The sequence below is a fragment of the Roseomonas sp. CAU 1739 genome, assembly GCF_039839775.1.
Taxonomy (GTDB): Bacteria; Pseudomonadota; Alphaproteobacteria; order Acetobacterales; family Acetobacteraceae; genus Neoroseomonas.
The window spans coordinates 1-26,351 of the sequence record NZ_JBDOQQ010000034.1 but is presented as its reverse complement, the minus strand read 5'-3'; the positions used below and the strand labels follow the sequence as shown (position 1 = coordinate 26,351).

The 26,351-nt window shown below is 64.9% G+C and carries 26 protein-coding genes and 2 pseudogenes; 13 read left to right on the top strand and 15 right to left on the bottom strand.

Annotated elements, in window-relative coordinates; all coding sequences use genetic code 11:
- Window positions 1-14: 14 nt before the first annotated feature.
- The 3 genes and pseudogenes from AAFN86_RS28640 to AAFN86_RS29670 form a co-directional block, all read left to right on the top strand.
- Complete coding sequence (locus AAFN86_RS28640) at window positions 15-617, top strand: response regulator (protein WP_347547070.1); 603 nt, start codon at window positions 15-17, stop codon at window positions 615-617.
- A gap of 798 nt (window positions 618-1,415) precedes the next feature.
- Window positions 1,416-2,621, top strand: coding sequence for a DUF2382 domain-containing protein (locus tag AAFN86_RS28635; RefSeq protein ID WP_347547067.1), 1,206 nt, complete (start codon window positions 1,416-1,418; stop codon window positions 2,619-2,621).
- 40 nt (window positions 2,622-2,661) lie between these two features.
- Window positions 2,662-2,763: pseudogene (locus AAFN86_RS29670) on the top strand (hypothetical protein); the annotation flags it as partial.
- 63 nt (window positions 2,764-2,826) lie between these two features.
- Here AAFN86_RS29670 and AAFN86_RS28630 read toward each other — a convergent pair.
- A complete protein-coding gene (locus AAFN86_RS28630) occupies window positions 2,827-3,855 on the bottom strand; it encodes a PHB depolymerase family esterase (RefSeq protein ID WP_347547066.1) in 1,029 nt (342 codons plus the stop codon).
- A gap of 459 nt (window positions 3,856-4,314) precedes the next feature.
- Entirely contained in the window at window positions 4,315-4,737 is a 423-nt protein-coding gene (locus AAFN86_RS28625) for a CopG family transcriptional regulator (RefSeq protein ID WP_347547065.1), read from the bottom strand.
- Between the two features lie 469 nt (window positions 4,738-5,206).
- Here AAFN86_RS28625 and AAFN86_RS28620 point away from each other — a divergent pair, with 469 nt between their 5' ends.
- The 3 genes from AAFN86_RS28620 to AAFN86_RS28610 all read left to right on the top strand — a co-directional run bounded on the left by AAFN86_RS28620 (window position 5,207) and on the right by AAFN86_RS28610 (window position 7,487).
- Complete coding sequence (locus AAFN86_RS28620; protein ID WP_347547064.1) at window positions 5,207-5,407, top strand: hypothetical protein; 201 nt, start codon at window positions 5,207-5,209, stop codon at window positions 5,405-5,407.
- Between the two features lie 470 nt (window positions 5,408-5,877).
- The gene (locus tag AAFN86_RS28615) at window positions 5,878-6,786 is read left to right on the top strand and encodes a DUF3489 domain-containing protein (RefSeq protein ID WP_347547063.1); all 909 of its coding nucleotides are present in this window, start codon (window positions 5,878-5,880) and stop codon (window positions 6,784-6,786) included.
- Window positions 6,786-7,487, top strand: coding sequence for a recombinase family protein (locus AAFN86_RS28610; protein WP_347547062.1), 702 nt, complete (start codon window positions 6,786-6,788; stop codon window positions 7,485-7,487). Before AAFN86_RS28615 ends, AAFN86_RS28610 begins: the two co-directional genes overlap by 1 nt.
- 456 nt (window positions 7,488-7,943) lie before the next feature.
- Here the strand turns inward: AAFN86_RS28610 and AAFN86_RS28605 are convergent, their stop codons facing one another.
- A complete protein-coding gene (locus AAFN86_RS28605) occupies window positions 7,944-8,306 on the bottom strand; it encodes a hypothetical protein (protein ID WP_347547060.1) in 363 nt (120 codons plus the stop codon).
- Window positions 8,307-9,586: 1,280 nt separating this feature from the next.
- On the opposite strand from AAFN86_RS28605, the gene AAFN86_RS28600 reads away from it, so the two are divergent.
- From AAFN86_RS28600 to AAFN86_RS28585, 4 genes are all read left to right on the top strand, one after another.
- A complete protein-coding gene (locus AAFN86_RS28600) occupies window positions 9,587-9,922 on the top strand; it encodes a hypothetical protein (protein ID WP_347547059.1) in 336 nt (111 codons plus the stop codon).
- A gap of 21 nt (window positions 9,923-9,943) precedes the next feature.
- Complete coding sequence (locus AAFN86_RS28595; RefSeq protein ID WP_347547058.1) at window positions 9,944-10,618, top strand: hypothetical protein; 675 nt, start codon at window positions 9,944-9,946, stop codon at window positions 10,616-10,618.
- Between the two features lie 75 nt (window positions 10,619-10,693).
- The gene (locus AAFN86_RS28590; RefSeq protein ID WP_347547057.1) at window positions 10,694-11,200 is read left to right on the top strand and encodes a ferritin-like domain-containing protein; all 507 of its coding nucleotides are present in this window, start codon (window positions 10,694-10,696) and stop codon (window positions 11,198-11,200) included.
- A 149-nt stretch (window positions 11,201-11,349) separates the two neighbouring features.
- Window positions 11,350-12,318 carry an SDR family oxidoreductase gene (locus tag AAFN86_RS28585; protein WP_347547055.1) on the top strand — a complete coding sequence of 323 codons (969 nt, stop codon included), beginning with the start codon at window positions 11,350-11,352 and terminating at the stop codon, window positions 12,316-12,318.
- A 417-nt stretch (window positions 12,319-12,735) separates the two neighbouring features.
- Here AAFN86_RS28585 and AAFN86_RS28580 read toward each other — a convergent pair whose 3' ends face one another.
- The 4 genes and pseudogenes from AAFN86_RS28580 to AAFN86_RS28565 all read right to left on the bottom strand — a co-directional run.
- The gene (locus AAFN86_RS28580) at window positions 12,736-13,545 is read right to left on the bottom strand and encodes a transglutaminase family protein (RefSeq protein WP_347547054.1); all 810 of its coding nucleotides are present in this window, start codon (window positions 13,543-13,545) and stop codon (window positions 12,736-12,738) included.
- A 162-nt stretch (window positions 13,546-13,707) separates the two neighbouring features.
- A complete protein-coding gene (locus tag AAFN86_RS28575; RefSeq protein WP_347547053.1) occupies window positions 13,708-14,067 on the bottom strand; it encodes a hypothetical protein in 360 nt (119 codons plus the stop codon).
- A 598-nt stretch (window positions 14,068-14,665) separates the two neighbouring features.
- On the bottom strand, window positions 14,666-14,851 hold the full coding sequence (locus AAFN86_RS28570) for a CsbD family protein (RefSeq protein WP_347547051.1): 186 nt from the start codon (window positions 14,849-14,851) through the stop codon (window positions 14,666-14,668).
- Between the two features lie 988 nt (window positions 14,852-15,839).
- Window positions 15,840-16,427: pseudogene (locus AAFN86_RS28565) on the bottom strand (IS3 family transposase); the annotation flags it as partial.
- 501 nt (window positions 16,428-16,928) lie between these two features.
- Here AAFN86_RS28565 and AAFN86_RS28560 point away from each other — a divergent pair.
- Window positions 16,929-17,132: a hypothetical protein gene (locus AAFN86_RS28560; RefSeq protein WP_408906640.1), complete on the top strand. Its 204-nt coding sequence runs from the start codon at window positions 16,929-16,931 to the stop codon at window positions 17,130-17,132.
- Window positions 17,133-17,304: 172 nt separating this feature from the next.
- A complete protein-coding gene (locus AAFN86_RS28555) occupies window positions 17,305-18,018 on the top strand; it encodes a Crp/Fnr family transcriptional regulator (protein ID WP_347547050.1) in 714 nt (237 codons plus the stop codon).
- Window positions 18,019-18,069: 51 nt separating this feature from the next.
- On the opposite strand, the gene AAFN86_RS28550 is transcribed toward AAFN86_RS28555, so the two are convergent.
- From AAFN86_RS28550 to AAFN86_RS28525, 6 genes are all read right to left on the bottom strand, one after another.
- Entirely contained in the window at window positions 18,070-18,384 is a 315-nt protein-coding gene (locus AAFN86_RS28550; protein WP_347547049.1) for a hypothetical protein, read from the bottom strand.
- Between the two features lie 483 nt (window positions 18,385-18,867).
- The gene (locus AAFN86_RS28545; protein ID WP_347547068.1) at window positions 18,868-19,563 is read right to left on the bottom strand and encodes an exopolysaccharide biosynthesis polyprenyl glycosylphosphotransferase; all 696 of its coding nucleotides are present in this window, start codon (window positions 19,561-19,563) and stop codon (window positions 18,868-18,870) included.
- Between the two features lie 1,006 nt (window positions 19,564-20,569).
- Complete coding sequence (pcaG, locus tag AAFN86_RS28540; protein WP_347547048.1) at window positions 20,570-21,211, bottom strand: protocatechuate 3,4-dioxygenase subunit alpha; 642 nt, start codon at window positions 21,209-21,211, stop codon at window positions 20,570-20,572.
- 4 nt (window positions 21,212-21,215) lie between these two features.
- Window positions 21,216-21,944 carry a protocatechuate 3,4-dioxygenase subunit beta gene (gene pcaH / locus AAFN86_RS28535; RefSeq protein WP_347547047.1) on the bottom strand — a complete coding sequence of 243 codons (729 nt, stop codon included), beginning with the start codon at window positions 21,942-21,944 and terminating at the stop codon, window positions 21,216-21,218.
- Between the two features lie 11 nt (window positions 21,945-21,955).
- Window positions 21,956-22,807, bottom strand: coding sequence for a 3-keto-5-aminohexanoate cleavage protein (locus AAFN86_RS28530; RefSeq protein WP_347547046.1), 852 nt, complete (start codon window positions 22,805-22,807; stop codon window positions 21,956-21,958).
- Window positions 22,808-22,861: 54 nt separating this feature from the next.
- Window positions 22,862-23,857, bottom strand: coding sequence for a tripartite tricarboxylate transporter substrate-binding protein (locus AAFN86_RS28525; protein WP_347547045.1), 996 nt, complete (start codon window positions 23,855-23,857; stop codon window positions 22,862-22,864).
- Between the two features lie 150 nt (window positions 23,858-24,007).
- On the opposite strand from AAFN86_RS28525, the gene AAFN86_RS28520 reads away from it, so the two are divergent.
- The gene (locus AAFN86_RS28520; protein WP_347547044.1) at window positions 24,008-24,898 is read left to right on the top strand and encodes a shikimate dehydrogenase; all 891 of its coding nucleotides are present in this window, start codon (window positions 24,008-24,010) and stop codon (window positions 24,896-24,898) included.
- On the opposite strand, the gene AAFN86_RS28515 is transcribed toward AAFN86_RS28520, so the two are convergent.
- Both AAFN86_RS28515 and AAFN86_RS28510 read right to left on the bottom strand, forming a co-directional pair.
- On the bottom strand, window positions 24,895-25,572 hold the full coding sequence (locus AAFN86_RS28515) for a TetR/AcrR family transcriptional regulator (protein WP_347547043.1): 678 nt from the start codon (window positions 25,570-25,572) through the stop codon (window positions 24,895-24,897). The genes AAFN86_RS28520 and AAFN86_RS28515 overlap by 4 nt on opposite strands.
- Window positions 25,573-25,922: 350 nt before the next feature.
- A partial coding sequence (locus AAFN86_RS28510) for an IS630 family transposase (RefSeq protein WP_347547042.1) occupies window positions 25,923-26,351 on the bottom strand: 429 nt, incomplete at its 5' end.

Genomic DNA, 26,351 nt, shown 5'->3' with positions numbered 1-26,351 from the left:
CGGCGTCGCCGACCATATTCATCATCGACGACGACAGCCAGGTGCGCGCCGCCATCCGGGCCGTGCTTGAGGATGCGGGCATGCTTGTCGAGGATCATGCAGACGCCAAGGCGTTCCTCGATGCCTATCGGCCTGGCGGCGAGGGGTGCGTGCTGGTCGATGCCCGCCTGCCTGGGATGGATGGCCTGGAGCTGCTGGATCGGTTCCGGGCCGCGGGCCATCGGCTGCCGACGATCATGATCACCGGCCATGGCGATGTGAGGATGGTGGTGCAGGCCATGAAGGCTGGTGCCGTGGATTTCATCGAGAAGCCCGTCAGCCGGGACGATCTGCTCGCCAGCATCGGCCGGGCGCTCGAGCGGGCGCGGGATTCGAGTAAGCGACTGGCCTGGCACGACAGTGCCGCGAACAGCATCGCAGGCCTGACGGAACGGCAGCGCGAGGTGATGGATCGGGTTCTCGCGGGGCACCCCAGCAAGAACATCGCCGCGGATCTGGGCATCAGCCAGCGCACCGTGGAGAACCACCGCGCCGCGGTCATGCGGAAGACCGGGGCTGCGTCGCTGCCTGCCTTGGCCCGGCTGGCCCTCGCCGCGGCCGCAGGCGCACAACCATGAGTGGTCGCCGACGCTCCGCGGTTAGGTAGTTTCCGAGGCTGGAAACTATCTGTCTGGTGGGAGCCTACTCAACTCGCCAGCACTCACGATGACCGTCAGGTGCAGCTGCAGAGCAACCCTATCCATGTCGATGACCCGCATTGGAGGCTGTTCCACCCGGCGATCGGCCTGCTGTGCCTGCAGGATCCCGGAGATCACCATGACACCGTTGCAAACGTGCTCCCCCACTGAGAGTCTGCTGACGATCGTGTTTGACCATTCGGTCGTCTCGCGCCCGCTCAAGCGTAGCGTGACGCTTGAGGACATCGCGAGGATGTGGGGAAGATTTCCGCGGCGCCGCTACGGGGCTCCTGTTGCGATCTCTGTCACCCTTGGACGCGCAGGCGATGAAGCCGCAGGCCAGGGGTTGGCATCGCAGCATTGATCCGGACGGGTCTGCCTGCATTGCCAGGATGCGGCTCATGAATCGCTAGTCCTGTTCCAGATGTCCCACGTTGCTGGGCGTCGCTGAGCGGGTTGAAGTCCCGGCCTTCCAGAAGCGCACGACCGCACCGGCGTCGTATTTCCCCCTGCGGCCTGCGCAACCTGCTGGGCACAATTTGCGCTCCCAGGCTCAGACGATGCCACTTGCTGCGGTGCAACCACGACACGGTCTCCACGTTGTCCAACGCAGGGAAGCATTGGATTGGCGGTATCTTCGTTCCCAATCTCATCCTTTTCGTCAGGAAACAGACAGGCTCAGCCCTGTCTTCTGACGCGTTCGAAAATCCAACAAGCAGCTATTGCAAGGATATCTTCATGACCCTTCGAAGCCTGATGCAGGCCGGTCCGGCCAAAGCCAATGAGTTGTTTGCAAGGCTGTCCGAGACTTCGGACGGCGCAGTGAAGACCCGGGAGAAAATTTTTTCCGAACTCAAGTTCGAGCTGGAATTCCACACCAGCCTCGAGGAGCAGCACCTCTTCCCGGTCTTGAGACGAAATCCTGAGACCAAGGACCTGGTTGCCGACGCGATCCGGGACAACAAGGAGCTGCGTGCGAAGCTGGCGGAGCTCGACGGCATGCCGAAGAACGACGTGGAATTCTCGGATCGCCTCTCCGAGCTGCAAAAGGTGTTTCGTCAGCATGCTCGGGACGATCGGAAGGAGCTCCTACCTGCAGTTCAGCGCGCGTTGAGTGACGAGCAGGTCCAGGGCGTTACGGACAAGATGGAAGCGGGCATCGCCGAGGCCGAGCAAGCCAAGCAGGACGAGGCCGAAGAGCGTCGGGCGAAGGCCCGGCAAGAGCGCGAGCAGGCCGAGTTTCTCGCCCGTCAGGCCGAGCTGCGGGAGCAGGAAGATGCGAAGGCTGAGCGTGAGCAAGCCGTCGCTGAACAACGTGTGCGTGCCCAGGCGCGCCAGCTTACTGAGGCGGCGCTTATGCCAGTCGCCGTTACGGCCAAGGCTGCCGAAGTGGCCGCCCGCCAGACCACCGCGGCTTTTGGTTCCGCAGCGAGACAAACTCAGCCACCTGCGCTGGCACTGACCAACATGTTCATGTGGCCCTGGCTCTCGGCCATGCAGAGGGCGCGGCAGCCAGACCCCACGACGGCCCGCGGGGTGTCCGGCTTGGAGGAAGTGATCCCGCTTGGCGAGGAGGTTCTCGAGGTCGGCAAGCGCACGGAAAACCGCGGCACCGCACGCATTCGCCGTTTCGTGGTCGAAACGCCAGTCGAGCGGCAGATCACGCTGCAGAGCGAGAGGGTGGTGGTGGAGCGCCGTCGGCCGGTGAGCGACCAGGTCACCGGCGAGATCCTGACCGACGTGACGATCGAAATCATTGAGACCGAGGAGGTTCCGACGGTCGAGAAGCGGCTCCGCTTGCGTGAGGAGATTGTCGTGCGGATGGAGCGCACCCAGCGTATCGAGACGGTGAAGGAAACTGTGCGGCGGGACGAGGTAGAAATCCAGCAGCCCAGACGTAAGCGCGGCGACCAGAACCTTCGTCCAGTTATGATCGAAGACTAAACATGCCCTTTAACTTGGACGGAAGCTCGAGGCTACCAGCTGGCAGCAGCATACCGTCCGCGGCTTCCTCGCCGGCCTCAAACGCCGCTGCATCACCGTTAAGGCGCTTGGAGCACGTTCGCCAGGTTGGCGCGAGCAATGAAGGCGCGCGGGGGTGCTACGCGGTCTACCGGGTCGCCGATTGAGGCGACCCGGCAGAGCGTGGTTACGCCGCCCGGCTGCTCTGCGGATGCTCCAGGAAGAAGCGGAGCATCTCGCGCGACGCATCGGGGCCCCGCGGGTCGGTGTAGGATCCGGCAGCGCTGCCGCCGGACCAGGCATGGCCGCTACCATGCACCAGCCATTGCTCGTGCACTGTCTGGCCTGCGGCATCGGCATAGACGGTGCGGCTATACGTGTGGCCGCCTGGCACTTGTCCGCGCTGCACCTCGGTTCGCAGCCCGCCGGCCGCAGCGGATTGCGCTATGACCTGATCGCCGTTGCGCGGATGTACCGTTTGGTCCTTGTCCGCATGAAACACGATGGTTGGGACGATGCGCCGGCTTCCGTCTGTTGTCGGACTGCGGGCCGATTGCTGCGGCGTTGTCGCGCCCTGGCGCATGGCGGCAAAGGCCGAGGGCATGTCGCGCGCCGCGCCGCAGGCCAAACCGGAATGCACCCCGGCCGCCGCATACAGATCGGGGTAGGCCTGCGCCATGATGGCGGCCGCCGCACCGCCTGCGGAGAGGCCGGCGACATAGATCCGGCGCGGGTCAATCGCGTGGTCGCGCATGACCCGCCGGGTGATGCCCGCGATCAGCGCAGGCTCGCCCTGGTCGCGCTGCTGGTCACCGGGGTTGAACCAATTCCAGCACTTCTGGGCGTTGGCCGATTGCGGCTGGCCCGGATACACTATCAGGCAGCCATGCTCCTCGGCGACCATGTTCATCCGTGTGCCGGCGGCGAAGTCGTCGGGCGACTGGGTGCAGCCGTGCAGCATGACAACCAGCGGCATTACCTCACCGCGATAGGTGCTTGGAATGTAGAGCTTGTAGCCGCGGGTGCCAGCGTCGCTGCCGAAGGATCCAGTCAGGAACTGGGCGCCGTCCGGCAAACGCTCGGCCGGACGCGCCATCGGACCCTGCGCCAGCCCGGCCAGGCCCTGCGCCAAACCGCCCTGATTGATCTGATTGAGGAAGCCACGCAGCGCTTTCGGCATCTGCGGCATCTGCGGCATCTGCGGCATCTGCGGCATCTGCGGCATCTGCGGCATCGTGGCCGCACCTAGGCCCCCGGTCGGCCAGCGGCCGGCCGCCGTTGCGCGCGGCTCCGGGGCGGGCGCGGAACCCGACACCTCGCCCGTCTCGGGATCGACGTCGAAAATGCGCCGCGGGCGTCCAGCCGCCGGTGCGGCTGTGTCCTGCGGCGAAGTCGCCAGGCTGTCAGCCAGTGCCTCGCCATGGAACACGCGCTGCAGCAGCACGGAGGCTTCGGTCAGCTTGCCTTCGCGGGTGAGACGAGTCGCCTCAAGCATGTGGTTCGGGAGGATCGCGTTCATCTCTAGTACCTTCAATGCGCGGACCCAGGGCCAGCCCGGGTCGCAAGTGGACTCGCTCTGCATCCTGTCGCGGAATGTCGATGGTGGAGGCTGATGGTCGCCGTTCGAATGCAGGACGGCAGTTAGCGGGAAGCGGTGCGGTCGGGGTCGGGTCGGTCAGAGGGTGCGGTCGGCGAGCGCGGCCTTCACCGCGGCGCTGGCCTGCAGCGCCCCCAGGACGGAGATTGAAGCAATCGTCGCCTGCGCGAGTTCCGGTGTGACATCAGCCGCGATGCTGGCGAGACCCAGTACCCTGATGTTGAGCCGCTGCCCCGCCGCAAGGGCCGCTTCGAGGTCCGTGCGGCTGAAGTGCCGCAGCCCAAGATCCAGGCTCTTCCTGGCCACAGACTGCTTGGTCGAGTCAGCGTGCCGGTCGATCTGATTGCGGATTGCAGTGCGGATGAAGTCTGTCCGGTTCGAATAGAAGCCATCCTGCACCAGCAGATCGATATGGCCGAGATCGACGTAACCGAGATTGATGGTGATCTTTTCGGTGTCGCTGCTGGCCTTGGGCCGCAGTTCGTGTACGTTGCCTGCCACTGCGTGAACATCCCTATACCATCTGTGTGGATGGTAAATGGCGTATCGTTGACTGGTTTCAAGCAGCCCCATTCACGCTGGCATGCTTTGCCGCCTGGAGATGACGGACGCGACTCGCGCTGCAAATGAGAGTTGCCTCGTGATGGGTGAACCGCTCCCACCGCTGGACCGCGACGTCCACGTAGCGCGCGTGGACCTCCATTGGGCACCAGATTCGGCTGGTGGTCTCGGCGGCAATGATCGTGCTGCCACTACCGCAGAACCGTAGATCACCTGGCCCGCCGCGCTGTTGTTGATGGTCGCGCAATGGCCTGCCGTTCGATGAAATGCTGCGTCGCGTTTGCCAGCGTTGCTCGATGGTCATCGATCCGGTGCAACCGCGTAATGTCCTGCGCGTTGGTGATTCATGGCGCGTGGGCTTGTTTCTTCAGCGGGGCGCACGCGTTCCACGGATTGATGCGAGGAAGCCATGAGCGCGTTGATGAGGACGAACCCGATGCTCGGTATGTGGCTCGGTGGGATGCATGCGTGGATGCGGATGGTCCACTTCGGAACCGGCGCGTGGATGCTTGACCGCAAGCGCGGCGGCGATGCGACGGACGGAGAAGCGGTTCTGTCTCAGGCCGGCGTGTCGGTGGCCGTGGCGGCGGCGACCGCACCGAAAGCCTGACGCTCACCTGCAAGGATTGCCGCCCTGCCCGTGTGCTGCTGCTAGCTAAGAACGCTGCCGTAGACCAGCGCAAAACGCTGCCGCAGAAGTGCTCGTAGATCGCCTCCCTTGGAGGCTGCACGGGTCGATGCGTGCATTCAAATGGCCTTTGGGTGCGATGCACCGCCGCCTGGAGACTTTCGATCATGATGCGGACATCCCCCCCATCGCGCGGCGGCTGATGGAGCGGTCGGATGTGCTCCGGCACCTCGCATTCATCGGCAAGGTAGGGATAGCCGGCACGAAACCCATTTCGCCCGCGCGGATGCCGGCGACGCGAAGTTACTGCTGAGTAAAGCAACAAGATGATCGCGACCTTCGCTTGGCTTCGCGGAGAGACTGAGCGAATGGTCACTGGCGCGGAGACCACCGCGCTGCTCCGCAAAAAACCTCAATCGCGGGGCTCGGGCCGGTAACGCCCGGAACATCGGGTGCCGAACCGGAGCCCCACGATGACGAAGCTATCCGACACTCAACGCATCATCCTCAGCCAAGCCAGCCAGCACGGTGACAGGCTGGCGATCCCGCCCGAGCGCCTGCCGGCCGCGGCGCGCCAAGCCGTCCTGCGCAGCATGATCGGCAAAGGGCTGCTGGAGGAGGTGCCCGCCCCTCGCGAGACGATCGCGCTTGGCTGGCGCCAGGACGAGGACGGCGCCTGGATCACGCTGCGCATCACCGCAGCGGGGCTGGCAGCGATCGGCGCCGAGCCGGAGGCCGCATCGAAGACGCAAGGCGCGGACCCGATGGCCGGCGACCTTGCCGAATCGGCGAGCACCGACAGCGCCCCGACCGAAATGGCCCTTCTGCCCACGGCGCCCATGGGAGACTCGCTGGCGGCGTTGGAGCCCGCTCCGCCCTCACCCAGCGGCGCGGCGCCAGAGGGCCAACAGCGCCCGTCCGTGAGTCAGCACGGGCCCACGGGCCGCGCGGCCACCCTGCGCATCGCCGCGGCGACGATCCTGGCCGCCTGGGACGCGCCGGAGCGTGACGGCCTCGACGACGCAGTCGCGGGTCTGCGAGAGGTTCTATCCACCGCACCGCGGATACCTCGCCTCACGCGCGACCCCGCCGCCGCGCGTCAGCCCCGCACCGGCACCAAGCAGGAGACCGTGCTCACCCTGCTGTGCCGCGACCAGGGCACCACCATCGCCGAGATCATCCACGCCACCGACTGGCAGCCCCATACCGTCCGCGGCTTCCTCGCCGGCCTCAAGCGCAAGGGCGTCACTGTCGAAGTGCTGGAGCGCATCCGACAGGTCGGCCCGAACAAGCAGGGTGCGAAAGGGTCCTACTCGATCTACCGCATTGCCGCCGCGACCCCGCCGGCGGAGGCCGGCTGATGCGCCTCGGTGCACAGACGCCCCGCCTCGCGGTCGGGCTCACGAGGGTCTCGACCGCCGGGCAGGGACAAAGCGGGCTGGGCCTGGAGGCCCAGCAAGCCAGTATCCGGGCCTTCGTCGTGACGCAGGGCTGGGCGCTGGTGGCGGAGTATTCCGACATCGCCTCGGGAAAGGACGATCGGCGGCCAGGGTTTCAAGCAGCTCTGGCCCGATGCCGACAATTGGACGCGGTGCTGGTCGCTGCCCGCCTCGACCGCATCACCCGTCGCGCACACACTCTGTCGCAGCTGCTGGAGGACGGCATCTCGATCCGCGCGGCGGACATGCCCAATGCCGACGACCTGATGCTGCGGATCTACGCCGCCATGGCGCAGAAGGAGCGGGACCTGATCAGTGAGAGGACCAGGGCGGCGCTGGCGGCGGCCAAGGCTCGTGGCAAAGCGCTTGGTGGGGACCGGGGCTATCGGCCGCCAGCGGGGCCGAACGCCACCGCAGCCGCGGTAGCGCGGCGCGAGGCCGCGGATCTGACCGCGCACCGTTTGCACTTCGAGTTGGAGCGACTGCGGGGGGATGGTCTGGTCGGCCACGCTGAGCTTGCGCGCGCGCTTACGGCCAACGGCGTAGCAACGCCGCGCCACGCAACCGTGTGGACCCACACGACTGTGTCAAGGCTGCTCTCCAGGGCAACCTCCTCCCGGTGATCACCGTTCCTGGGGTCATGCGGGCCGCGCCAGGCTCTCGAGTGCGGCCACGGTGCTTCTATCGAGGCTTTCGAATGCCACGATGTTTCGGCGCGACGACCCGCAGTTCGGCTACATCCTGGCTTTACGACACTGGACCTTTCTTAGCGCAGTCCAAGAAAGCCAAGGACGAACACCACAATCACCACGAGGCCGACGATATAGATGAGATTATTCATCTTTGATCCTTTCGTTCGGAAGGAAACGCACTTCCCGGAGATTCGAGTTGGGTCTGACCCCGCTAGTCGGTCCAAACGATTTGGACGCCGTCCCATTTTTTCCCGCGCATCCACGCAGCGAACGCGAACACGAGAGCGGCTGCATTCCAGGTGCCGCGGCGGGCTAACCCGGGGCCTCGCGGCGCTAGAAGCTCCTCAGCCTGCGCTGCAACCCTACGGAGCCGGGACTGGCGCATCTTTAGCGCCGCATCAACTGGGCGATGGTAAAGCCTGCCAACATGGCGGCGCCGACTGTGGTCAATGGTTGGCCTCGCACCGTACTGGCCATGGCTGCCGCGCTCTGCTGAACCGCTGCGACTGCATCATGCGCCACGATCCCGGCTCGGTCCGCGGCCTCACTGACGGTTGGGGCGACGCGATCGGTCCGAAGGGTCTCAACCTTTGTGCTCAGCGCGGTGATCTCGTTCCTCAACGCGGAGATTTCGGTCTCTAGTCCGGAAATCTCGCTGAGCAGTGCCGCATCGTCTCGATGCACATCGCGAGGTCCATCAATGAACGCTCGAGTGTGCCTATCCCGGGGCCATTCGTCGCCACTTGCCATCGAAGTCTCCTTTCGTAGGAGCGTTTAAGATAAACGCTGCCGTGCCGAGAAAGTTCACTCAGGCTTCGCTGTTCGCCGATCGAAACTCACTTGGTAGGCGTCGGCGAAGGCAGGGCGCTTCCGCGCTGTCGCAGCGGGTGGGACGGTTCTCCATCCACGCGTCGGACATGCCCGACGCCGATGACCTCATGCTGCGCATCTAAGTTCTTCAGCGTGGGCAGCGCCGCCGGCTTCGGATCAGCATCTTGCAGCCATTTGCCTGGGTTCAGCGCGGCGCCGCACCTACCCCCGGTGCGTTGGGGACTGTCGTCGCGGAGCCCGTGGGGGGCGTGCTGGGCACGAACGTAGGCGCCGTGGGGACGGTTGGGCTGGCGACTGTGCCCGGGGCCGGCGCGACCCCGGGAGCCGGCGTCACCGGTGGCGGCGTCTGCTGGAGTCCGGGCAGTTCGCCACGATCAAGGATCTGGCAGCGGCCGAGAAGATCAACTCGTCCTACGTCTCGCGCGTGCTGCGGCTGACGCTCCTGGCGCCGAACATCGTCGAGGCGATCCTGGAGGGGCGCCAGCCGGACAGGATCTCTCTGTCGGAGTTGATGGAGCCGTGGCCGGTGGAATGGCAGATGCAAACATCTGGACGAACGAGTGCCAGGCCACCGTGGGTTGGACCCCACCTCGCCCAGCACTGCTTGTAGGGCAGCGGCCGCCTTGGGGTCCGGCCGCTTCGGCCCAGGCACGTCAGTCTGCAGCTTATCGATGCGTCGGAACATGTGAACCTCGAGGAAAGCGTGGGGGCTACCTACTTGGGAGAGCACAACGCCTCCTCCCCTGAAGGCCAAACGGATCCGCGGCTGGTCGGTACCCACCAGCGATCATCACTTTTCAGGGGGGACAAGACCTCCGGATGCCGCACGCCGCATCGAAGCCTGGTGGAGGGTTCCGACCGTTTGGAAACTCTAAGGCCTGCACTCCGTTCTCTAACGGACCGGCAGCGGCATCCAAGGATTGGACGCAGCGGGCGCACAGCGCAGCAATCCAGTCGCAGCGGAGCCGCCGCCGGTCTTTCCACACCTCGGGCCAATTTCGAGCAGCGCATAGGCGCGTCGAATTTTGAGCCATATGAAACTGGAGAACGCCTTGAACACCCTGCGCTCCACAATCCTCGTCGCCGCTGTGCTGGGCTCGGTCAGTGCCGCTGGCGCTGCCTTCGCCCAGCAGCCGGTATCGCCCCCGGCCACCCCTCCCACAGGGGCGCCAGTAACGCCGCCACCGGCGAACGCACCCATGACAACGAGGCCGTCGTCGGATGCCCGGCCCGATCAGACCAACCAGATCGTCTCTGCCGCGGCATTGGAACGCGGCGCCAACAGCTTCACGGAAGGCCAGGCGCAATCCCGCTTCGAGGATGCCGGTTTCACGAACGTCACCGGTTTCGTGAAGGACGAAGCCGGCTTCTGGCGCGGACGGGGGATGCGGGGCGGCCTTGCCGTCGATCTCGCACTCGATTTCCGCGGCCGGATCGCCGCGGGCCCCGAAGTGGCGTCTCTCCCACGGCAGGCACCAACCGAGACGCGCTCTGGCGCACCGCCTGCTCCGGCTCCCGCCACCACCCCGCGCTGATCGCAGTAAAGGAACAGCATCATGGCCACTCAAACCAAAACATGGCTCTTCGACACCCACGCCAGCGCCCTCGCAGCGGTCCGCGATCTTGAATCGGCGGGCTTCACCTCGGACGAAGTCAGCATTCTCGGACAGCAGGGGGCCGTAGCTGACACCACCACGACGACAACGACGGAGAGCGGCGCTGTCGTTGGCGCCTCGGTCGGAGGCGTTGTGGGTGGTGGGGCTGGCCTGCTTGCGGGAATCGGGATGCTGGCCATTCCCGGCATTGGGCCCCTGGTTGCCGCCGGCTGGCTAGCTGCGACGCTCGCCGGCCTCGGCACAGGCGCGGTCGCGGGCGGCCTGCTGGGCTCCCTAACCGGATCAGGCGTCGAAGAAAGGGAGGCGCACGTCTATGCCGAGGGCGTTCGCCGCGGCGGTACTATCGTGACCGTTCGCACCGACGACGCTCGGATGGGACGCGCGTCGGATGTTCTCTCCGCACACGGCCCGGTCAACTTGACGACCCGCGAAGCAGATTACCGCGCGTCAGGCTGGAACCGGTACGTTGAGAACGAACTCGAAGTTTCGCGCTCCATTCCGGATGGCGCGCCGGGCAATCCCCCCGGGACCATGGCCAGCCGTGCCGTCGATGACATCGCGGGCACCAACATCAGCGGTGCACGGCCGGAGAACGAACTTCCGCGACGCAGCTGATTTGCCAGCGGGGACGGAGGTTTACAGTCACCGTCCCCAAGCTACCTACAACATTCACAATCAGGAGTGCGTCCCATGGCCAACGAAAAGACCCTCGCAGATCTCTTTCACGACATGCTGAAAGACATCTACTACGCGGAAAAGAAGATCCTGAAGACGTTGCCGAAGATGCGGCGCGCGGCGCAATCGCCCCAACTGAAGGAAGCCTTTGCCAAACACCAGGAGGAGACGCAGGGCCAGATCGAGCGGCTCACACGGGTGTTCGAAGCTTTCGGAAAACCGGCACGTGGCAAGACCTGCGACGCCATCGAAGGCATCGTCGCCGAGGGCGACGAAATCATGGAGGAGTTTGCAGGCAACCCCGCCCTCGACGCCGGTCTGATCGCGTCAGCGCAGGCCGTCGAGCACTACGAGATGACCCGGTACGGGACTCTGAAGGCGTGGGCGATGGAATTGGGTCACCCCGAGGCGGCTGCGCTGCTCGATGAGACGCTGCGGGAGGAGACGCAGACGGACAAGGACCTCAGCGGGCTGGCCAAGGCCGGTGCAAACCAGCGCGCGAAGGACAGAAAAGCAGCATAAGCGAGCGGCGCGGCGGGCTCGATGTTCGCCGCGCCCCGCGCTTCTGTATGCTGCAGGCGTTGCCCCAGACACGCCGATCCGCGCACCTTGTAGCCGCTGCGATTCTCAGTGCTGCTGGCGACCGTCGCGCTTTCACTGGGAGAAATGATGTGATCGATATCTCCGACATATCAGCACGCCAGCGTGCAGTGCAGGAGCAGGTCCGACAGACGGATGCCTCGCGCCCGCGTGAAGAAATGTCATCGGCCATGCAAGCTCGAGCGCGACGATATCCCGAACCGCCTTTTCCCGATCAGGAGCTTGACAAGCCTGGTCTGGAAATGAAGCAGCAGGTCGCGCCGCTGTATGATGCGCCATTCTATCGCGGATCCGGGAAGCTCGATGGAATGAAAGCGATCATCACCGGCGGCGACTCCGGAATCGGTGGTGCCGTTGCTGTCTTATTTGCGCGTGAGGGCGCCGACATCGCCATCATCCATCTGCCTGACGAGCAAGCTGACGCCGATGTCACGTGCGGGGCAGTGGAAAGGGAAGGCAGGCGGTGCCTTTCCATTGCTGGGGACGTCACCAGCCGATCGTTCTGCAACGATGCAGTGGGCCGCGCCGTGGATGAACTCGGTGGCCTCAACGTGCTCGTGAACAATGCCGCCTTCCAGCTGCACGTGTCTCGCTTTGAGGATCTGTCAGATGAGCACTTTGATCTCACCATCAAAACTAACCTCTACGGCTACTTTCACATGGTGCAGGCTTGCCTACCGTACCTCAAACCTGGGTCGTCCATCATCAACACCGGATCGGTGACCGGCTTTGAGGGCAGCTCGTCCATCGTGGATTATTCGATGACGAAGGGCGGCATCCATGCATTCACGCGTGCCTTGTCGGGCAGCCTCCTGCCGAAGGGCATACGGGTCAACGCGGTCGCGCCAGGCCCCGTATGGACGCCGCTCAACCCCAGCGACGACGGCGAAAAAGCGAAGCAGTTCGGTGGTAAGATAGCGATGAAACGCCCAGCTCAACCCGAGGAACTTTCACCGGCCTACGTGTTTCTCGCATCGCCGCAGATGTCGAGTTACATCACGGGTGAGATCCTCCCCGTTGTAGGCGGCTATGCCCAGTGATTGACGCTGCGGCGCAGCAACGTTCCAACCGGCGTCGGCCGATCGGGCGCGATTTATCCGCTCCGAGGAAGTGGCCGTTCTGGCCGACTTCCTTTCTCGGTCTCGGCGGTAACGGCGGAGGGCCATGGCGACAATTGGCGCCCTTGCCACATCCCGAGCCGATGCTTGTCGATCGAGGGATACACTGAGCCGTTCCCATGCGGTGTGTGTTGAAGAACGGGAATTTGGAGATATCGGCGCACCGCCGTCCGCATCGCCTTTCCACGGACCTGTTGGTGATCAAAGGCCGTTTAGGGTGATCAGCCAGCGCCAAATTCGAGCCGACATGAAGCCTACGGAGAGGATCGCGGCGCTTAATGGGAACCCGTGCGTAGGACGCAGAAGCTTCACCAAAAACATAGCCGCAGCGCCGCCGTATCAGCTCACGACCTCATCCGTGAACACGGTGAACCCTGCCAGCGTGCAAGGCCCGAAGGTCGTCGCGATCGCCACATCCGTTGCATCGCGCCCGCGTGCCATCAGGATGCGCCCAATGCGCGGTTCGTTGTTGCGTGCATCGAAGGTGTGCCAGCGGTCATCGAGATACACCTCAAACCACGCCGCGAAATCCATCACGGCATAGGGCGGCGGCATGCCGATATCGCCCAGGTAGCCCGTGCAGTACCGCGCCGGGATGTTCACACAGCGGCACAACGTGATCGCGAGGTGCGCGTAGTCGCGGCAGACGCCCTTGCGCTCTGCAAAGGCTTCCGACGCCGACCGCGTCGCGCTGGCGTGCTCGTAGCCGAAGACAATGTGGTTGTGGACGAAGTCGCAAATCGCCTGCACCCGCGCCCAGCCGGTCGGGCCGTGGCCGAATAGGGACCAGGCGGTTTCGGTCAGCTTGTCGGTGTCGCAGTCCCGGCTGCCGAGCAGGTAGACGAGGATCTCATCCGGCAATTGCTCGACCGGCAGCTTCCAAGCCGCCGGCACATGCAGGTCCGGCCTTCCGGAATCCTGCACCAGCAGCTGCGTCGAGATGGTCGTCCGCCCCTGCGGCGCCACGATCCGCGTACAGCGATTGCCGAAGGCGTCGGTGTAGTCGAGGAAGGGCAGCGGCGGATCGAAGGCGACCCGATGCGGGCCGATCAGGTCCGGCAGCCGGGACGGGTGCGGGCTGATGACCAGCAGCATCGGCGTCGGTTGCGGGCAGTCGTAGATGATCTGGCAGCCGGCACGGATGTGCATCGAAAGGTCCTCTGGGTGCGCGCTGCACGACGGAACAATCGGCCGGGTAGAAGCCGGCCAAACTGACGCGCTGCTTCCTACCGCTGCCTTCGAAGCCGACTTTCACTCCTCTGCGCGATGCGTCGCGAACGCATAGCTCGGGCAGGCCGCGACGAAGGAGCCTTAACGTCGCAGACCAACGCCTATGCCAACTCCGGCCAGCAGAGCCAATCCTACGGCCCAGAATGGTCGCTCGCGGACCGTTCGGGTCAGTTCGCCGCCCCACGTTGCCGGAGGGGCTCCATCCTCATCCGCATCAGTCTCAGCCTTGGCTTGCAGGACATCGTGGAGGTTGTTGGGTTCGCCACCGGCCATACCTTCGTTGGACGCCTCGGCCAACTGCCGCGCATCCTGTTCGAGGGTATCAAGCGCCTCTCGTTTCTCACCCACCGACAGATGAGGGTCAGTCGCGACATCGCTGGGCGCCTCAAAGTAGGTGGCCGGCTTCTGAGCCTTCTCACTCGCGTCTGATGGTGCGCTCATAGTTTCAACTCCACATTCTTGACGGATCGCTCGACCTCAGCCCTGATCGAAGGGAGGTGCGCTCTGCATGGGAGCTACCCGTCCGACCAGGGCCCAGTTAGGAAGCGCGGTTCAGACAACTGCTCAGAACTGTTAGCGACGTCGCTACATCAACAGGAGGGGGTTCCTCAGCGATCCGGAGCAAAGCCGCCAGGTCACCGGACGAAATAACAGCGTTTGGCGACCGGACGACACTCTCCGCGGCTGCGCGAAGCCTGGCCATTTCGCGCTGCACCTTCGGATCCCCTTCGACAAACTCTCGTGCGAACGCGAACGGTGCGAGAGCCGCAACAGCCTTCCGCTCCGCGTCGGTAAGACGGACCACAGCCATGGCCTGCCCCCTCTCTCTGAACCCGGCAACGGCACCGAAGCGCTCGTAGCAAGCCTGGGTTGCCGTCACTGGGGCCAATCTCCGTGATGGGGCAGCGCCCCATCAGGGCCCCAAATGTAGCGCAGTGCCAGTGATCTTGGGGCGCACATCCTCGTCAATGCCCTGCGCGTCTCGCATGGCGCGCCACGTCAGCGCCGCGGAAGCCGGGAGCGGAATCCAACTGCCCGCTTACGGCTTGCGAAGGGCGTCACGCACAGCATCTTTGGCGCCGCCGACCGCATTCTGCACCTTGCCTTCGACCTTGTCAGTCTTGCCTTCGGCCTGAAGCTTGGCGTCGCCGAGCACCTTGCCGGCCACTTCCTTGACGCTGCCCTTCACCTGTTTGGCGGCGCCCGCGATCCGATCCTTGTCCATGACCTACCTCTGGTTTCTGCAAGCGCCCGGAATGGGCACCCCTGCTAACTGAACGCGCGCGCCTGTGGCGGGGTTGCGGCGCAGGCGTGGATCTCGCCCCTCTTCACCTTCATCGGCCTGCGCGACCAGACAGTTCATCTGGAAACCAAGCCCTGCCGCTGCAGTGACGAGCGCTGGTGGTGGGTCTGTCATGCCACCGAGCGCCGCGCTGCGACGCTCAATCTGCCTAGCGCTGGCGATCTATTCGTGAACCGGGGCGCGGCGCGTATCGGCTGGTCTATGCATTGTAGAGTGCGAAGGCGTGAATCAAACCACGAGCGCCTGCAACTGCAGCGGGCTACATCGCAGGTTGCACCGCCCCTACACGCACTGTGAGGAGCCGTTGCCACTGCGAAAGAGTGGATCGGTCAGCGGACATGCAAGCAAATTCGGACGGAATTGGAAGCCGCGATGGAGCGGCAACGCGATTTGGATGGAGGGTGCGGAGGGCACGCTTGCCGTTGGCACGGGGTGAATCAGCCGATTGCTTGCCGACCCCACGCCTTCCCGCACGACTGGCCGAATCACGCGGCGGCATGATAGGGAGTGCCCGACGTCGCGGGGATCACAACCCCGACATTCTGAACCGCGTGAGACGGTGGATATGTCATGAGGATCAACACCCCCAACGTCACCGGCATCAATGCGACGATTTCGCTACTTCGGGAGTGGGAGCGTCGATAGTTCCCGGGGCGCCTACCTCTTTGTGGCGCTCCTCGTTCGGCGAAGGAGTGGGCGGCGGTTCCGAATGCTTGGCGTGCGCCGGCGTTGGTAAGGGAACCGTCTGGGAAGGCTTCTTGTCCCTAGGTGTCTCTTCCCCGTTCTGGCGCGGCACGCGATCAAGCTTGTCTGTCATTGCAAGGTTCCTTCCCCGGTTTGCGTTCGGAGATGAAACATCAACCCCCCAGCAGGCGCGGAAGTTGCAGCGTATGGACGATCGTGATGCGTGGGTGTCGTTGCGATGTTGGCCTAATGAGGGAGAACCCATCCTGGACACCAGCCGCCGAACCCGCTTACGGCCGACACCATAGCGTTCGCGCCGCAGATGCCGCGCCATCTGACGTGAGCCGTACCACGGCGTCTCCAGGAACTGCGCGTCAATCAGCCGCATCAGCGTCAGGTTCAGGGCCGGCTCGCCCACGGGCCGGTAATAGAACCCCGAGCGGCTGATTGACGCCAACTCGCACTGCCGCACAATCGACAATCGTGGATGCTCGGGCTCTATTATTTCCCGCCTCCGTTCGACACTCATCGACCGAAGGCTTTCGCCAAAAAATCCCGTTCCACCAGCAACTGCCCGATCTTCGCGTGCAGCTTCTCCACATCCGCCTCGACCGCCTTCGCCGTCTCCGTCGTCGCCGACTTCGCTGAGAACAGCCGCCAACCCCTCGATGGCCTGCCGCTTCCATTCGCCGACCATCCTCTGGTGGATGCCGTGCTTCGCGGCCAACTGCGCCGCCGTCAGCTCACCCCGCAGCGCCTCCAGCGCCACCTTCGCCTTGAACTCCGCCGAATACCTTGTCCGCTTGCCCGTCATCCGGGTCCGTCCTTCTCGAAGGCGAACCGAGCTTAACCATCTGTCCGAAAGACGGGGACCACGGCGACCGTCATTGGGCGAACGCGGCGCGGCGGAGAGGGTTGCGGCCACATCAAAGCGCGGTCGCGCCGCAGCCCGTCTCGTCGCATCGCAGTACCCGGCGCCGATCGAAGGCGCGGCCGAGGGCTTTGCCAGGGATGACGGCCGCTACGTGCCGGTCCCGAGCAGAAGCGAAATGGCGCCGATTAGCACCCAGAGCGCGAACGCACAGAGGATCCAGCTAGCGAGTCCAAGCAAAAGCCAGAGCCCGACAGGCGGAGCGTGGGAGCGCTTCCCGCCTGTTCCCTCGTCTCGACCGGTTTCATGGCTGGGGGACATGTACGTGACCCCGCAGAAGCAGTCCGCCAGTAATGTAGTTCCGGCGGGCGGCTTTGGGAGGTTGATGATGGGACGGGGAGAGTTTTGAGCCCCGCGCGGCGGCAGGCCTGCGTCGAGCATGTCATGCGCCAGCTTGGCGTGCTGGAGCGGACGGCCTGCGCGGTGCTGGGGCAGCACAGATCGACGGGGCTCAAGGTGCCGCGAGGCACCGATGATGAGGTGGCACTGACGGCCGACATTATGGAGCTGGCGACGCGCTGCGGCCCGCACGGCTATCGATGGGCCACGGCGCAGCTGCGGGAAGCGGACAGGGCTGTGACGCGATGAGGCACGTTGCAGCTAACCGAAGATCCGAACGGTGGGGCCTGCGGATATCTCATGGCCGTTCGACTTGTTGAAACTGTCCGGACGCCGGGCCATAGTCGGCGTCATCGTCCGCACCGACCCGGCTCGTGGATGACTGAGAGAGGCCAGCGCTCCCGCCAGAACTGGAGCGCCGATGGTCCGAATTCCGAGGCGGCAATCGTCCGTTCGCAACCGCCTCCTCGCGGCACTCCCGCCCGCCGATTGGGTGCAGCTTGAGCACCATTTGGAGGTAGCCGAACTCCCCTTCGATCAGGTTCTCCACGTGGCCGGTCAGCCCATAGACGCGGTATACTTCGTCGAGACAGGCATGGTGTCCCTCGTCGTCACGCTTGAGAGCGGGGAGCAGGTCGAAGCGGGGATCGCTGGGTCGGAGGGCCTGGTTGGGTTACCCGTCATCTACGGCGACAATCTCGCCGTCACCGAGAGCAGAGTGCAATTGGAGGGCAATGCGCTAAAGCTCAACGCGGCGACGCTTCGCGCTGAATTGGACCGTAGCTCTGCTTTGCGCAATCTCTTGCTGCGTTATGCGCTGGCCTTCCACACTCAGGTGACGATGACGGTGGCTTGCAACGCGCGCCACGCCATCGAGAACCGTCTCGCTCGTTGGCTGCTCATCGCGCATGACCGCGCCGAGCTGGATGAGTTCGCGATGACCCACGAGTTCCTCTCGCTGATGCTGGGAGTGCGTCGCCCAGGGGTGACGATTGCCGCCGGAATGCTGCAGCGCGCCGGACTGATACAATATGCCCGCGGCAAGATAACGGTCACCGACCGTCCAAGTCTCGAGGCAGCTTCCTGCGAATGCTATCATGCGGTCCGCCACGCGTTCACGCGGTTGCTCGGTTAACGGCGGGCGTAGCCACTCCCATGCTGACGCTCACGGAAGACGCGCTCTCCGTCAGACTGGCTCGACGTGGATCCGGACGGTCTCGCCGATCGTAGCACCCGCGCGCCGCGGTTCATGAGCAATGAAACAGTCGAAGTCGCCTCTGATCCCTTGACCAACTTGGCGCACGTGTCCGCAGAACCCTTCATCGCCGCAGATTTCAAATGCGAGCTGCTCAGCAAACACACGCGCTGCGGCCGACGCGGATACGGCGTGGATTGCGCTGAAGCCCTCCGACCGAAACATCGGCTTCGTGCCCTGCGTTGCAGGTGCTCCCGAGTTACCGAACGGAGCGATGGAAGGTCTGCTGTCTGATTTCAGTGTCATCACACGGTCCCCGGCTATGCCGATAGCCGCCCGCGTGCCGCGGGGACGTCGATTGCCACCAGTTCCCAATCAAGACACGGTGGATGAGGGCTGCCGACCAGAACCCCTTCCTGGGACAGCCACCGGGCCAAATACGCGATGACAGACGGATGAGTTAGGCATTCGAGCAACTCTGCCGGAACGGGCCCGTGAGTGCAGAGATCTAGATGCCCGAACAGGGTTCCGTCGCAGATTTGAAGGAGCCTGCCTTCCGGTCCGATCTGCAATATTTCAATTGGCTTGCTCATGATCTTGCCCTCACGCCGGGCGCGGCAGAATGCCTTTTCGGTCGCTGGTTCTCGGTTCGATTTCAGACAAATGGGCGAGGCGCACGCGCAGAAATCCGGAGTAGCCCTTGACGCCGCGGCTGCGCAAGCGCGCCTCGTAAGACAGTCGGAAGCCCACCAACCGGTGCAGCAACAGGGCAGCCGGCGACTGGAATTGTCACCGCGCACCTGTTTGCAGCAGGACCACGCGAACGGTACCTAGGACGATCGAGAGGTCGAGCGTCAAGTTGCGGTGGCGCAAGTAGTAGAGGTCGTAGGCCAGCTTGTTGCGAGCATCCTCGACGGAAGCGCCGTAGGGATAGTTGACCTGCGCCCAGCCGGTGATGCCGGGGCGGACGGCCGTGCGGCTAGCGTAATGCGGAATGACGGCGGTGAGATGCTCGACGAAGGCCGGCCGCTCGGGCCGTGGGCCGATCAGGGCCATTTCTCCGCGCAGCACGTTCAGGACCTGCGGAATTTCATCGATCCGCGTCTGCCGGATAAAGTGCCCGACGCGGGTGACCCGCGGATCACAGGGCGCGGCCCAACATGGCCCATCCCTTTCCGCATCCACGGTCATGCTACGGAACTTGAACAGCCTGAAGACGCGCCCATGCCGCCCGACACGGTCCTGCCGATAGAGGACAGGGCCCGGGCTCTCGAGCCGGATCGCGAGGGCGGTCAGCAGCAAAAGCGGCAGTGTCAGAACCAGCAGCGTAAGGCTGCCCAGGATGTCGCAAGCGCGACGTAGTGCGGCCACGGCCACCCCTTCCTGCGACACGGCCGCCGCTGTCAGCCACCCGTCCGGCAGGATGTCTATTTCCACCCTGCCATGCTGCCGCTCATAGAACCCCGATGCGCTCATCACACGCACTCCGACGGCGGCCACGATTGCGCTGGCGAACACCCGCCTTCACGCGGGACGAGACAGAATGCCTTCTTTGCCACCGCTTCTCCGTACCATTTCGGACAAAGGAGATCGCGCCATTGCTCACGAGAGCCAGGGGTTCTGGGCTCCTGCGCTCGTCACGTTCCGGGACATCCAGGCGACACCGAGGTCAGGGCGAAGGCGAAGCAAATCGCGTCATAAACGCTCCATCGCGGCTTCCCATTTCCAAATGCGATTGTGGGTCCGCCAGCGCATCCACTTCGGCCGCTGCAAAAATGCACGAATAGGTCTTAAGCGGGCGGCCACGGCCTTCACGCTCGCGGTCGTCGCCTCGGGGGAGGCGGACAGTCGTACCCCGAAACTGCTATTGCCTCTGACGCTTTGCGCGGCAGGGGCGCGGCCGGTAGGGCTGACGGGCGGATCAGCTCTCAGCGCGTACCGAACAGAAGCAGTTGAGATCCGATCTGGAGAACCAGGTGAAATATCGAACCCGCACGCGGGGCGGGTCGCGCTGAAGTCGGCCGATTACCTTGCTTTGCGAGGTCCGTACTAAATCGGCCAAGTCAACAGGTTCGGAGAGAGATCGCCCACGGAGAGCTATCCTGCGCTTTATCCGCGTCTGGCTACTCAACAGGTCAGCGCGGAAAACCCCAAGAAACTTGCCACTCAGCGCGGTGGTTGGTCTGGCGGAGAGTGCGACGCGATTTGAAACTGGCGGACCGAACGGGATTCGAGTCGAAGGTACGCCTACGGCGACGGGTCATCCCAGCCAAGCTCGGCATAAGCCGATGCGCGTCCCCGTTCCGACTTTGACCGAACCCACGAACAAATCAGGGTCCGTGCCGACAGGCCCGGTGCCCTTTGCTGCATCGGGCCCTCTGCGCGCCCTGACGCGCAGCATCGCCGTCAGTCCTTCAATGAGCTCGATGCGCAGCGTACGGCTCGCCGGTGGGCAAGGGCCCTACTCAGCCGCCGCATCGCGCCCCCCACCTCAGACGTCGAAGAAAACCGTCTCGTCTTCGCCCTGCAGGCGGATGTCGAATACGTAGACTGCTCGACCGTCACGCTCGTCGCGCTGCGCGACGAGCGTCCGTCGGCGTGCCGCCTGCTCGATGATGTTCAACACCGGGTCGGCTGCGTTCGCCGCCGCCTCGTCGTCGAAATACATCCGCGTCGCGAGACCGAGGTTGATGCCGCGCGCGACGATCCAGATGTTGAGATGCGGCGCCATATCCTGATGGCCGCGGCGTCCTGCGACAGGCCCCGGTTTGATGGTCTCGAAGGACCATAGGCCAGTCTCGAAATCCGTGCCCGTCCGACCCCAGCCGCGGAATGCGGGATCTGTCGCCTTGCCTTCCTGTCGGTCGGCAGGATGCGCGTAACGACCATCGGTATTGGCTTGCCAGATCTCGACCAGCGCATCGCGCACCAGCGTGCCAGTGCCGTCGAAGATGCGGCCCTCTACACGAATGCGCTCACCGCGCGTCGCGGTCGCGACCAGATGTTCGCCAAGGGTGTTCTCGAATATGTCGAAGCCCGCCTGCTTCGGGATCAGGCCGATATGGACATAGGGGCCCGCCGTCTGGGACGGCGTCTCCGGAAGGCGGCCGAGGGCGTCGGGCGTGATCATCATCGCGTCAGTTCCCCTGCAGGCGGTTCTCGAACAGCGTGGAACGGTGCCCTCGCAGCACGATGTCCCAGCGATAGGCCAGCGTGTGCAGCGGCACCGAAGCCGAAAGGTCGAGCCGCGCCACCAGCCGCTCGCGCGCATGCTCGTCCGGAATGGTCTGCATGATGCTGTCGTGGCGGATCAGCGGATCGCCCTCGAAATACATCTGCGTGATCAACCGCTGCGCGAAGCCCGAGCCGAAGACTGAAAAGTGGATATGCGCAGGCCGCCAGTCGTTCACCCGGTTCCGATAGGGGTATGGGCCGGGCTTCACCGTACGGAAATGCCAGCGACCGCCCGCATCGGTTAGGGCTCGGCCGCAGCCGCCGAAGTTCGGGTCAACTGGCGCGTCGAAGCGATCATTCCTGTGGCGGTACCGGCCAGCGGCGTTCGCCTGCCAAAACTCCACCAACGCGCCGGCCACGGGCCGGGCGTTCCCGTCCAGCACCTGGCCATGCACGATGATGCGTTCGCCAATTGGCGCGCCGCCGGTCCGCGCGTAGTTCAGCACCAGGTCGTTGTCGAGCGGGCCGAGCTCATTCTGTCCGAATACCGGACCGGTGACCTCGGAGAGCGAGTTCTGCAGCGAGATCAGCGGCATCCGCGGGGAACGGAAAGCGCTGGTCTTGTAGATCGGTGTCAGCGCCGGCGGATGCGCTGCGGGATCGCGTGCGATAAGTTCCGGAGCAGTGTGCATGCGGCGTCTCCTCAGGCGGCCCGGGCGATTGGCGTTGCAGCGAGGCCGAGCATCGCCCGCGCTTGCCGCGCGGTGGCGATGGGCCGGTCGTGCTCGGCGCAGAGCACCGCGACGCGCGAGACGAGCGCGGCGTTGGAAGGTGCGAGCGTGGTGCGATCGATGCGGATGTTGTCCTCCAGCCCCGTGCGGCAGTGCCCGCCCATCTCGAGCGCCCAGCGCGCGACTTCGAACTGATTGCGGCCGATGCCAGCTGCGGTCCACGTCGCGCCGGGCAGCAGTTCCCTCAGCTTCGCGACCTCGAATTCGAGGATGTCGCGCCGGGCTGGCAGCGCATGCTTCACGCCGAAGACGAACTGGACATGCGGCGGCGGCAAGATCAGCCCCTCCGCCACCAGAGCGGCAGTGTTGTAGAGCATGGCCAGGTCGAAGACTTCAATTTCGGGCTTGATGCCCGCATCGCGCATGGTGACGGCCAGGCTACGCACGAAGTCGGGCGGGTTCTCATAGACGATAGTGGGGAAGTTCACGCTTCCCGTGGCCAGCGAGGCCATGTCGGGCCGAAGGTGCAGCATGGCACCACGGGCCTCGAGCGCGCGGCCACGTCCGCCGGTTGAGAACTGCACGATGATGTCGGGGCAGTGCTTCCGGATGCCGTCCTGGAAGGCTGCGAACTTCTCGGGGTCGGAGGACGGCGTCTCGTCCGCGTTGCGCACGTGGACATGCACCAGCGCGGCACCGGCCTCATAGGCGGCGTGGGTGCTTTCGACCTGTTCCGCGACAGTCACCGGCAGTGCCGGATTGTCCTTCTTGCGCGGTACCGATCCCGTGATGGCAACCGAGATGATGCAGGGTTCGCCGGCCATGGCGTGTCCTCCTGGAAAGGGCGCGGCGGCGGGACCGCCGCGCCGCCTGGCATGCTATTCGAGCGTGATGCCGCGGGTGCGGATCACCTCCGCCCATTTGGCGCTTTCGGTCCGCATGTAGTCGGGGAAGGCTTCGGGCGTGCCGACCGTCGGGAAGATCGAATTCGCGCGTAGCCGCTCGAGCAATTCGGGATTGGTCATTGCGGCGGCCATCGCCGTGTGCAGGCGACGGATGATGGGCTCCGGTGTGCCGGCGGGCGCGAGCAGGGCGAAGTCGCTCGTGGCCTCGAAGCCAGGGAAGCCGCTTTCGGCAATGGTCGGCACCGTCGGGGCGAGCGGATTGCGCTCAAGCGTGCTCGACCCGATCGCGAGGATGGAGCCGGCCGCCATGAGGGGCAGCGCTGTGACCGCATCGACGAAGGCAACCTGCACCTCGCCCGTGATGAGCGCCTGCACGGCCGGCGCACCGCCGCGATAGGTGACGTTCTGGACGTCGATGCCCGCGGTCCGCAGGAACAGTTCGGTGGCGAGATGCGCGGACGACCCGGCGCCGGACGATGCGTAGGACATGCGCCCGGGGGCTTCCTTCGCCTTCGAGACCAGCTCCGCGATGGTGCGGACGCCGATGCGGGGATTGACGCAGAGGAAGATCGGCGAGACCGCCACGCGACCGATCGACGCGAAGGCGCGCTCATCATCGTAGCCGCGGTTGGGAAAAAGGTGGCGCGACATCGCGTAGGTGGAGTTCACGCCCAGCAGCAGCGTATAGCCGTCCGGCCGCGCCCGCGCGACCGAAGCATGACCAATCGTGCCGGACGCGCCGGGCCGATTGTCCACCACGACGTTGCCGTTCAGTTCCTTCGACATCTGCAGGGCGAGGACGCGGCCCACGAAGTCGGTTGACCCGCCCGGGGCCCAGGACACGACGATCGTGACGGCGCGGTTGCCCGGATAGGCATCCTGTGCTTGCGCGGTGGTACGGGCCCCGGCGAGGCCTGCTGCGATGAAGCCAAGGGCGCCTGCGCCCAGGCTGCGGCGGTTGAGAGACATCTTGGTTCCTCCGTGCTTGTGCTCTTGGGCGCAGGCCGGGCCGGGTTCGTCCGGATGGCACCCGATCTGCGTTGACGTGTACGTACTGGATAGTACATACGCACCGCAAGCAGTTTTTTGTCGCCCAGCTATCCGCCGGAGGCACCGTCCATGATCAGTTCGAACCAAGACCGTCCTGCCGTCCTCGCCGGCCTGATCGGGCGCGGCATCCAGGGCTCGCTCACGCCTGCGATGCATGAGCGCGAAGCATGGGAGCAGGGATTGCGCTTGATCTACCAGCGGATCGACCTCGATCCCCTTGGCCTCGGTCCGGAGGCGCTGGGAGAGCTTCTGACGGCGGCCGAGCGCATGGGCTTTGCCGGTCTCAACATCACCTACCCCTGCAAGCAGGCGGTGCTGCCGCTGCTTCACGAACTTTCGCCAGACGCCGCCGCGCTCGGGGCGGTCAACACGGTGGTCCTGCGGGATGGGCGACGGATCGGCCACAACACCGACTGCTCCGGCTTCGCCGCGGGGTTCCGGCGCGGCCTGCCCGGTGTCGCGCGCGGGCGCGCCGTGCAACTCGGCGCGGGCGGCGCCGGTGCGGCGGTCGCGACGGCGCTCCTGGCCGAGGGGGTTGAGCGCCTCGCGATTTCGGACACGGATACCGCGCGCGCTGAGGCGTTGGTCGAGGCCCTGTGCAGGCGCTTCGGTGCCGGCCGAGCTGCCATCGCGGTTGACCTGGCGCGCGAGGTGGCCGAGGCGGTGGGTCTCGTGAACTGCACGCCGGTTGGCATGGCGAAGCTGCCCGGCACGCCGCTGCCGGTCGCGTTCCTGCATCCGCGCCTCTGGGTTGCGGAGATCATCTACTTCCCGCTGGAGACGGCGCTGTTGAAGGCGGCGCGGGCGCTCGGCTGCCGCACCCTGGACGGCGGCGGCATGGCGGTGTTCCAGGCCGCGGGCGCCTTCCGGCTCTTCACCGGGATCGACCCCGACGCCGAGCGGATGGCGCGGCACTTCGCGGCAATGGTCGCGCCAGCCACCGCGCGGGCAGTTGCCTAGATCGCGTCCGGCCTGGGATCCACGTAGCGCAGCACGGTCTCGACGATCATGCGGCGCTGGATGGCCATGACGTCCGGCGCGCGCAGGTCGCGGCCGAAGATGGCCGTCAGCGTGTGGCGGTTGGACACGCGGTGGAAGCAGAAGGAACTGATGAGCATGTGAAGGTCGAGGGCATCGAGCCCCGGCCTGAATGCGCCTTCGCGTTCCCCGCGCTCGAGAAGATCGCGCAGGCTACCGATCACCGCCGCATTGCGCGCGCGGATGGTGGGTGAGGAAGCAACGATCTTCGCCTCATGGATGTTCTCCACGCTGACGAGCCGCACGAACTCCGGATGCGCGGCGTGATGGTCGAAGGTGGTCTCGACTAATCGGCGCAGGGCCTCGGCCGGGGGCAGGTCGTTGAGGTTGAGCGCCGCTTCCGCATCGCGCATGCCGCCGTACATGCGTTCGAGAACCGCGGCGTAGAGCTGCTCCTTGCCACCGAAGTAGTAATAGATCATGCGCTTGGTCGTGCTCATCCGCGCGGCAATGTCGTCCACCCGACCGCCCGAGAGGCCCTTTTCGCTGAATTCGGCCGTGGCGGCGTCGAGGATGTCGCGCCGCGTTTGTTCGGGGGCACGAGTACGCGGGGCCTGCCTGGGGGCAGGGGAGGGGTCGCAATCGTCGGAATGCATGTTTATGTACTCTCTAGACCGTACATAATAACTCATTCCCGTGAAAGCGGCACCTCCAATTTGAAGGCCCGATGACGATCACTGCTTGGTCTGAGCGTCCGGAACTCGCTAGCGATGTCTCGGGGCCGTATCCCGGAAACCTTGGGGATCGATATGCTCCCGGGAGATCAAGCGCGTTCGGCATAAGCCGATGCGCGTCCCCGCATCCAGCTTGACTTGCGACAAGAACGCCTCAGCAACCACGCTGGGGCGTTTGCCATTTCCGCCACCCCGCGCCGCCTCTGCGAGCCGGAGAATGGCGCCAAGCTCTCCGCGCACCTCGGTGGGGAGCTGATACTAACTTCCACAGATCAGAACTCATGTGTCCATTCGCGGAGGCCGATGGACATGATGCGCCGGGGCTGATCGATCAGGCGGTTCCAGTGGTGGCAGCAGTGGTCGACGATGTCGTCGTGGTCCTGGAAGACCCGGTTGGAGAGCCAGTTGTCGCGCATAAACTGCCAGACGTTCTCCATGACGTTCAGCTCGGGGCATTTCGGTGGCAGCGGCAGCAGGGTGATGTTGTCCGGCACGACGACGTCGCCGGAGAGGTGCCATCCGGCCTGATCGAGCAGCAGCACGGCATGCTTGCTGGGGCTGACCATGGTGCTGATCTCGGCCAAGTGCAGGTTCATCGCCGCGGTGTTGCAGAAGGGCAGGACCAGTGCGGCGCCCTTGCCCTCGCGCGGGCAGACGGCGCCAAAGATGTAGGTCGACGCGTAGCGCTGGTCCTGCAGCGC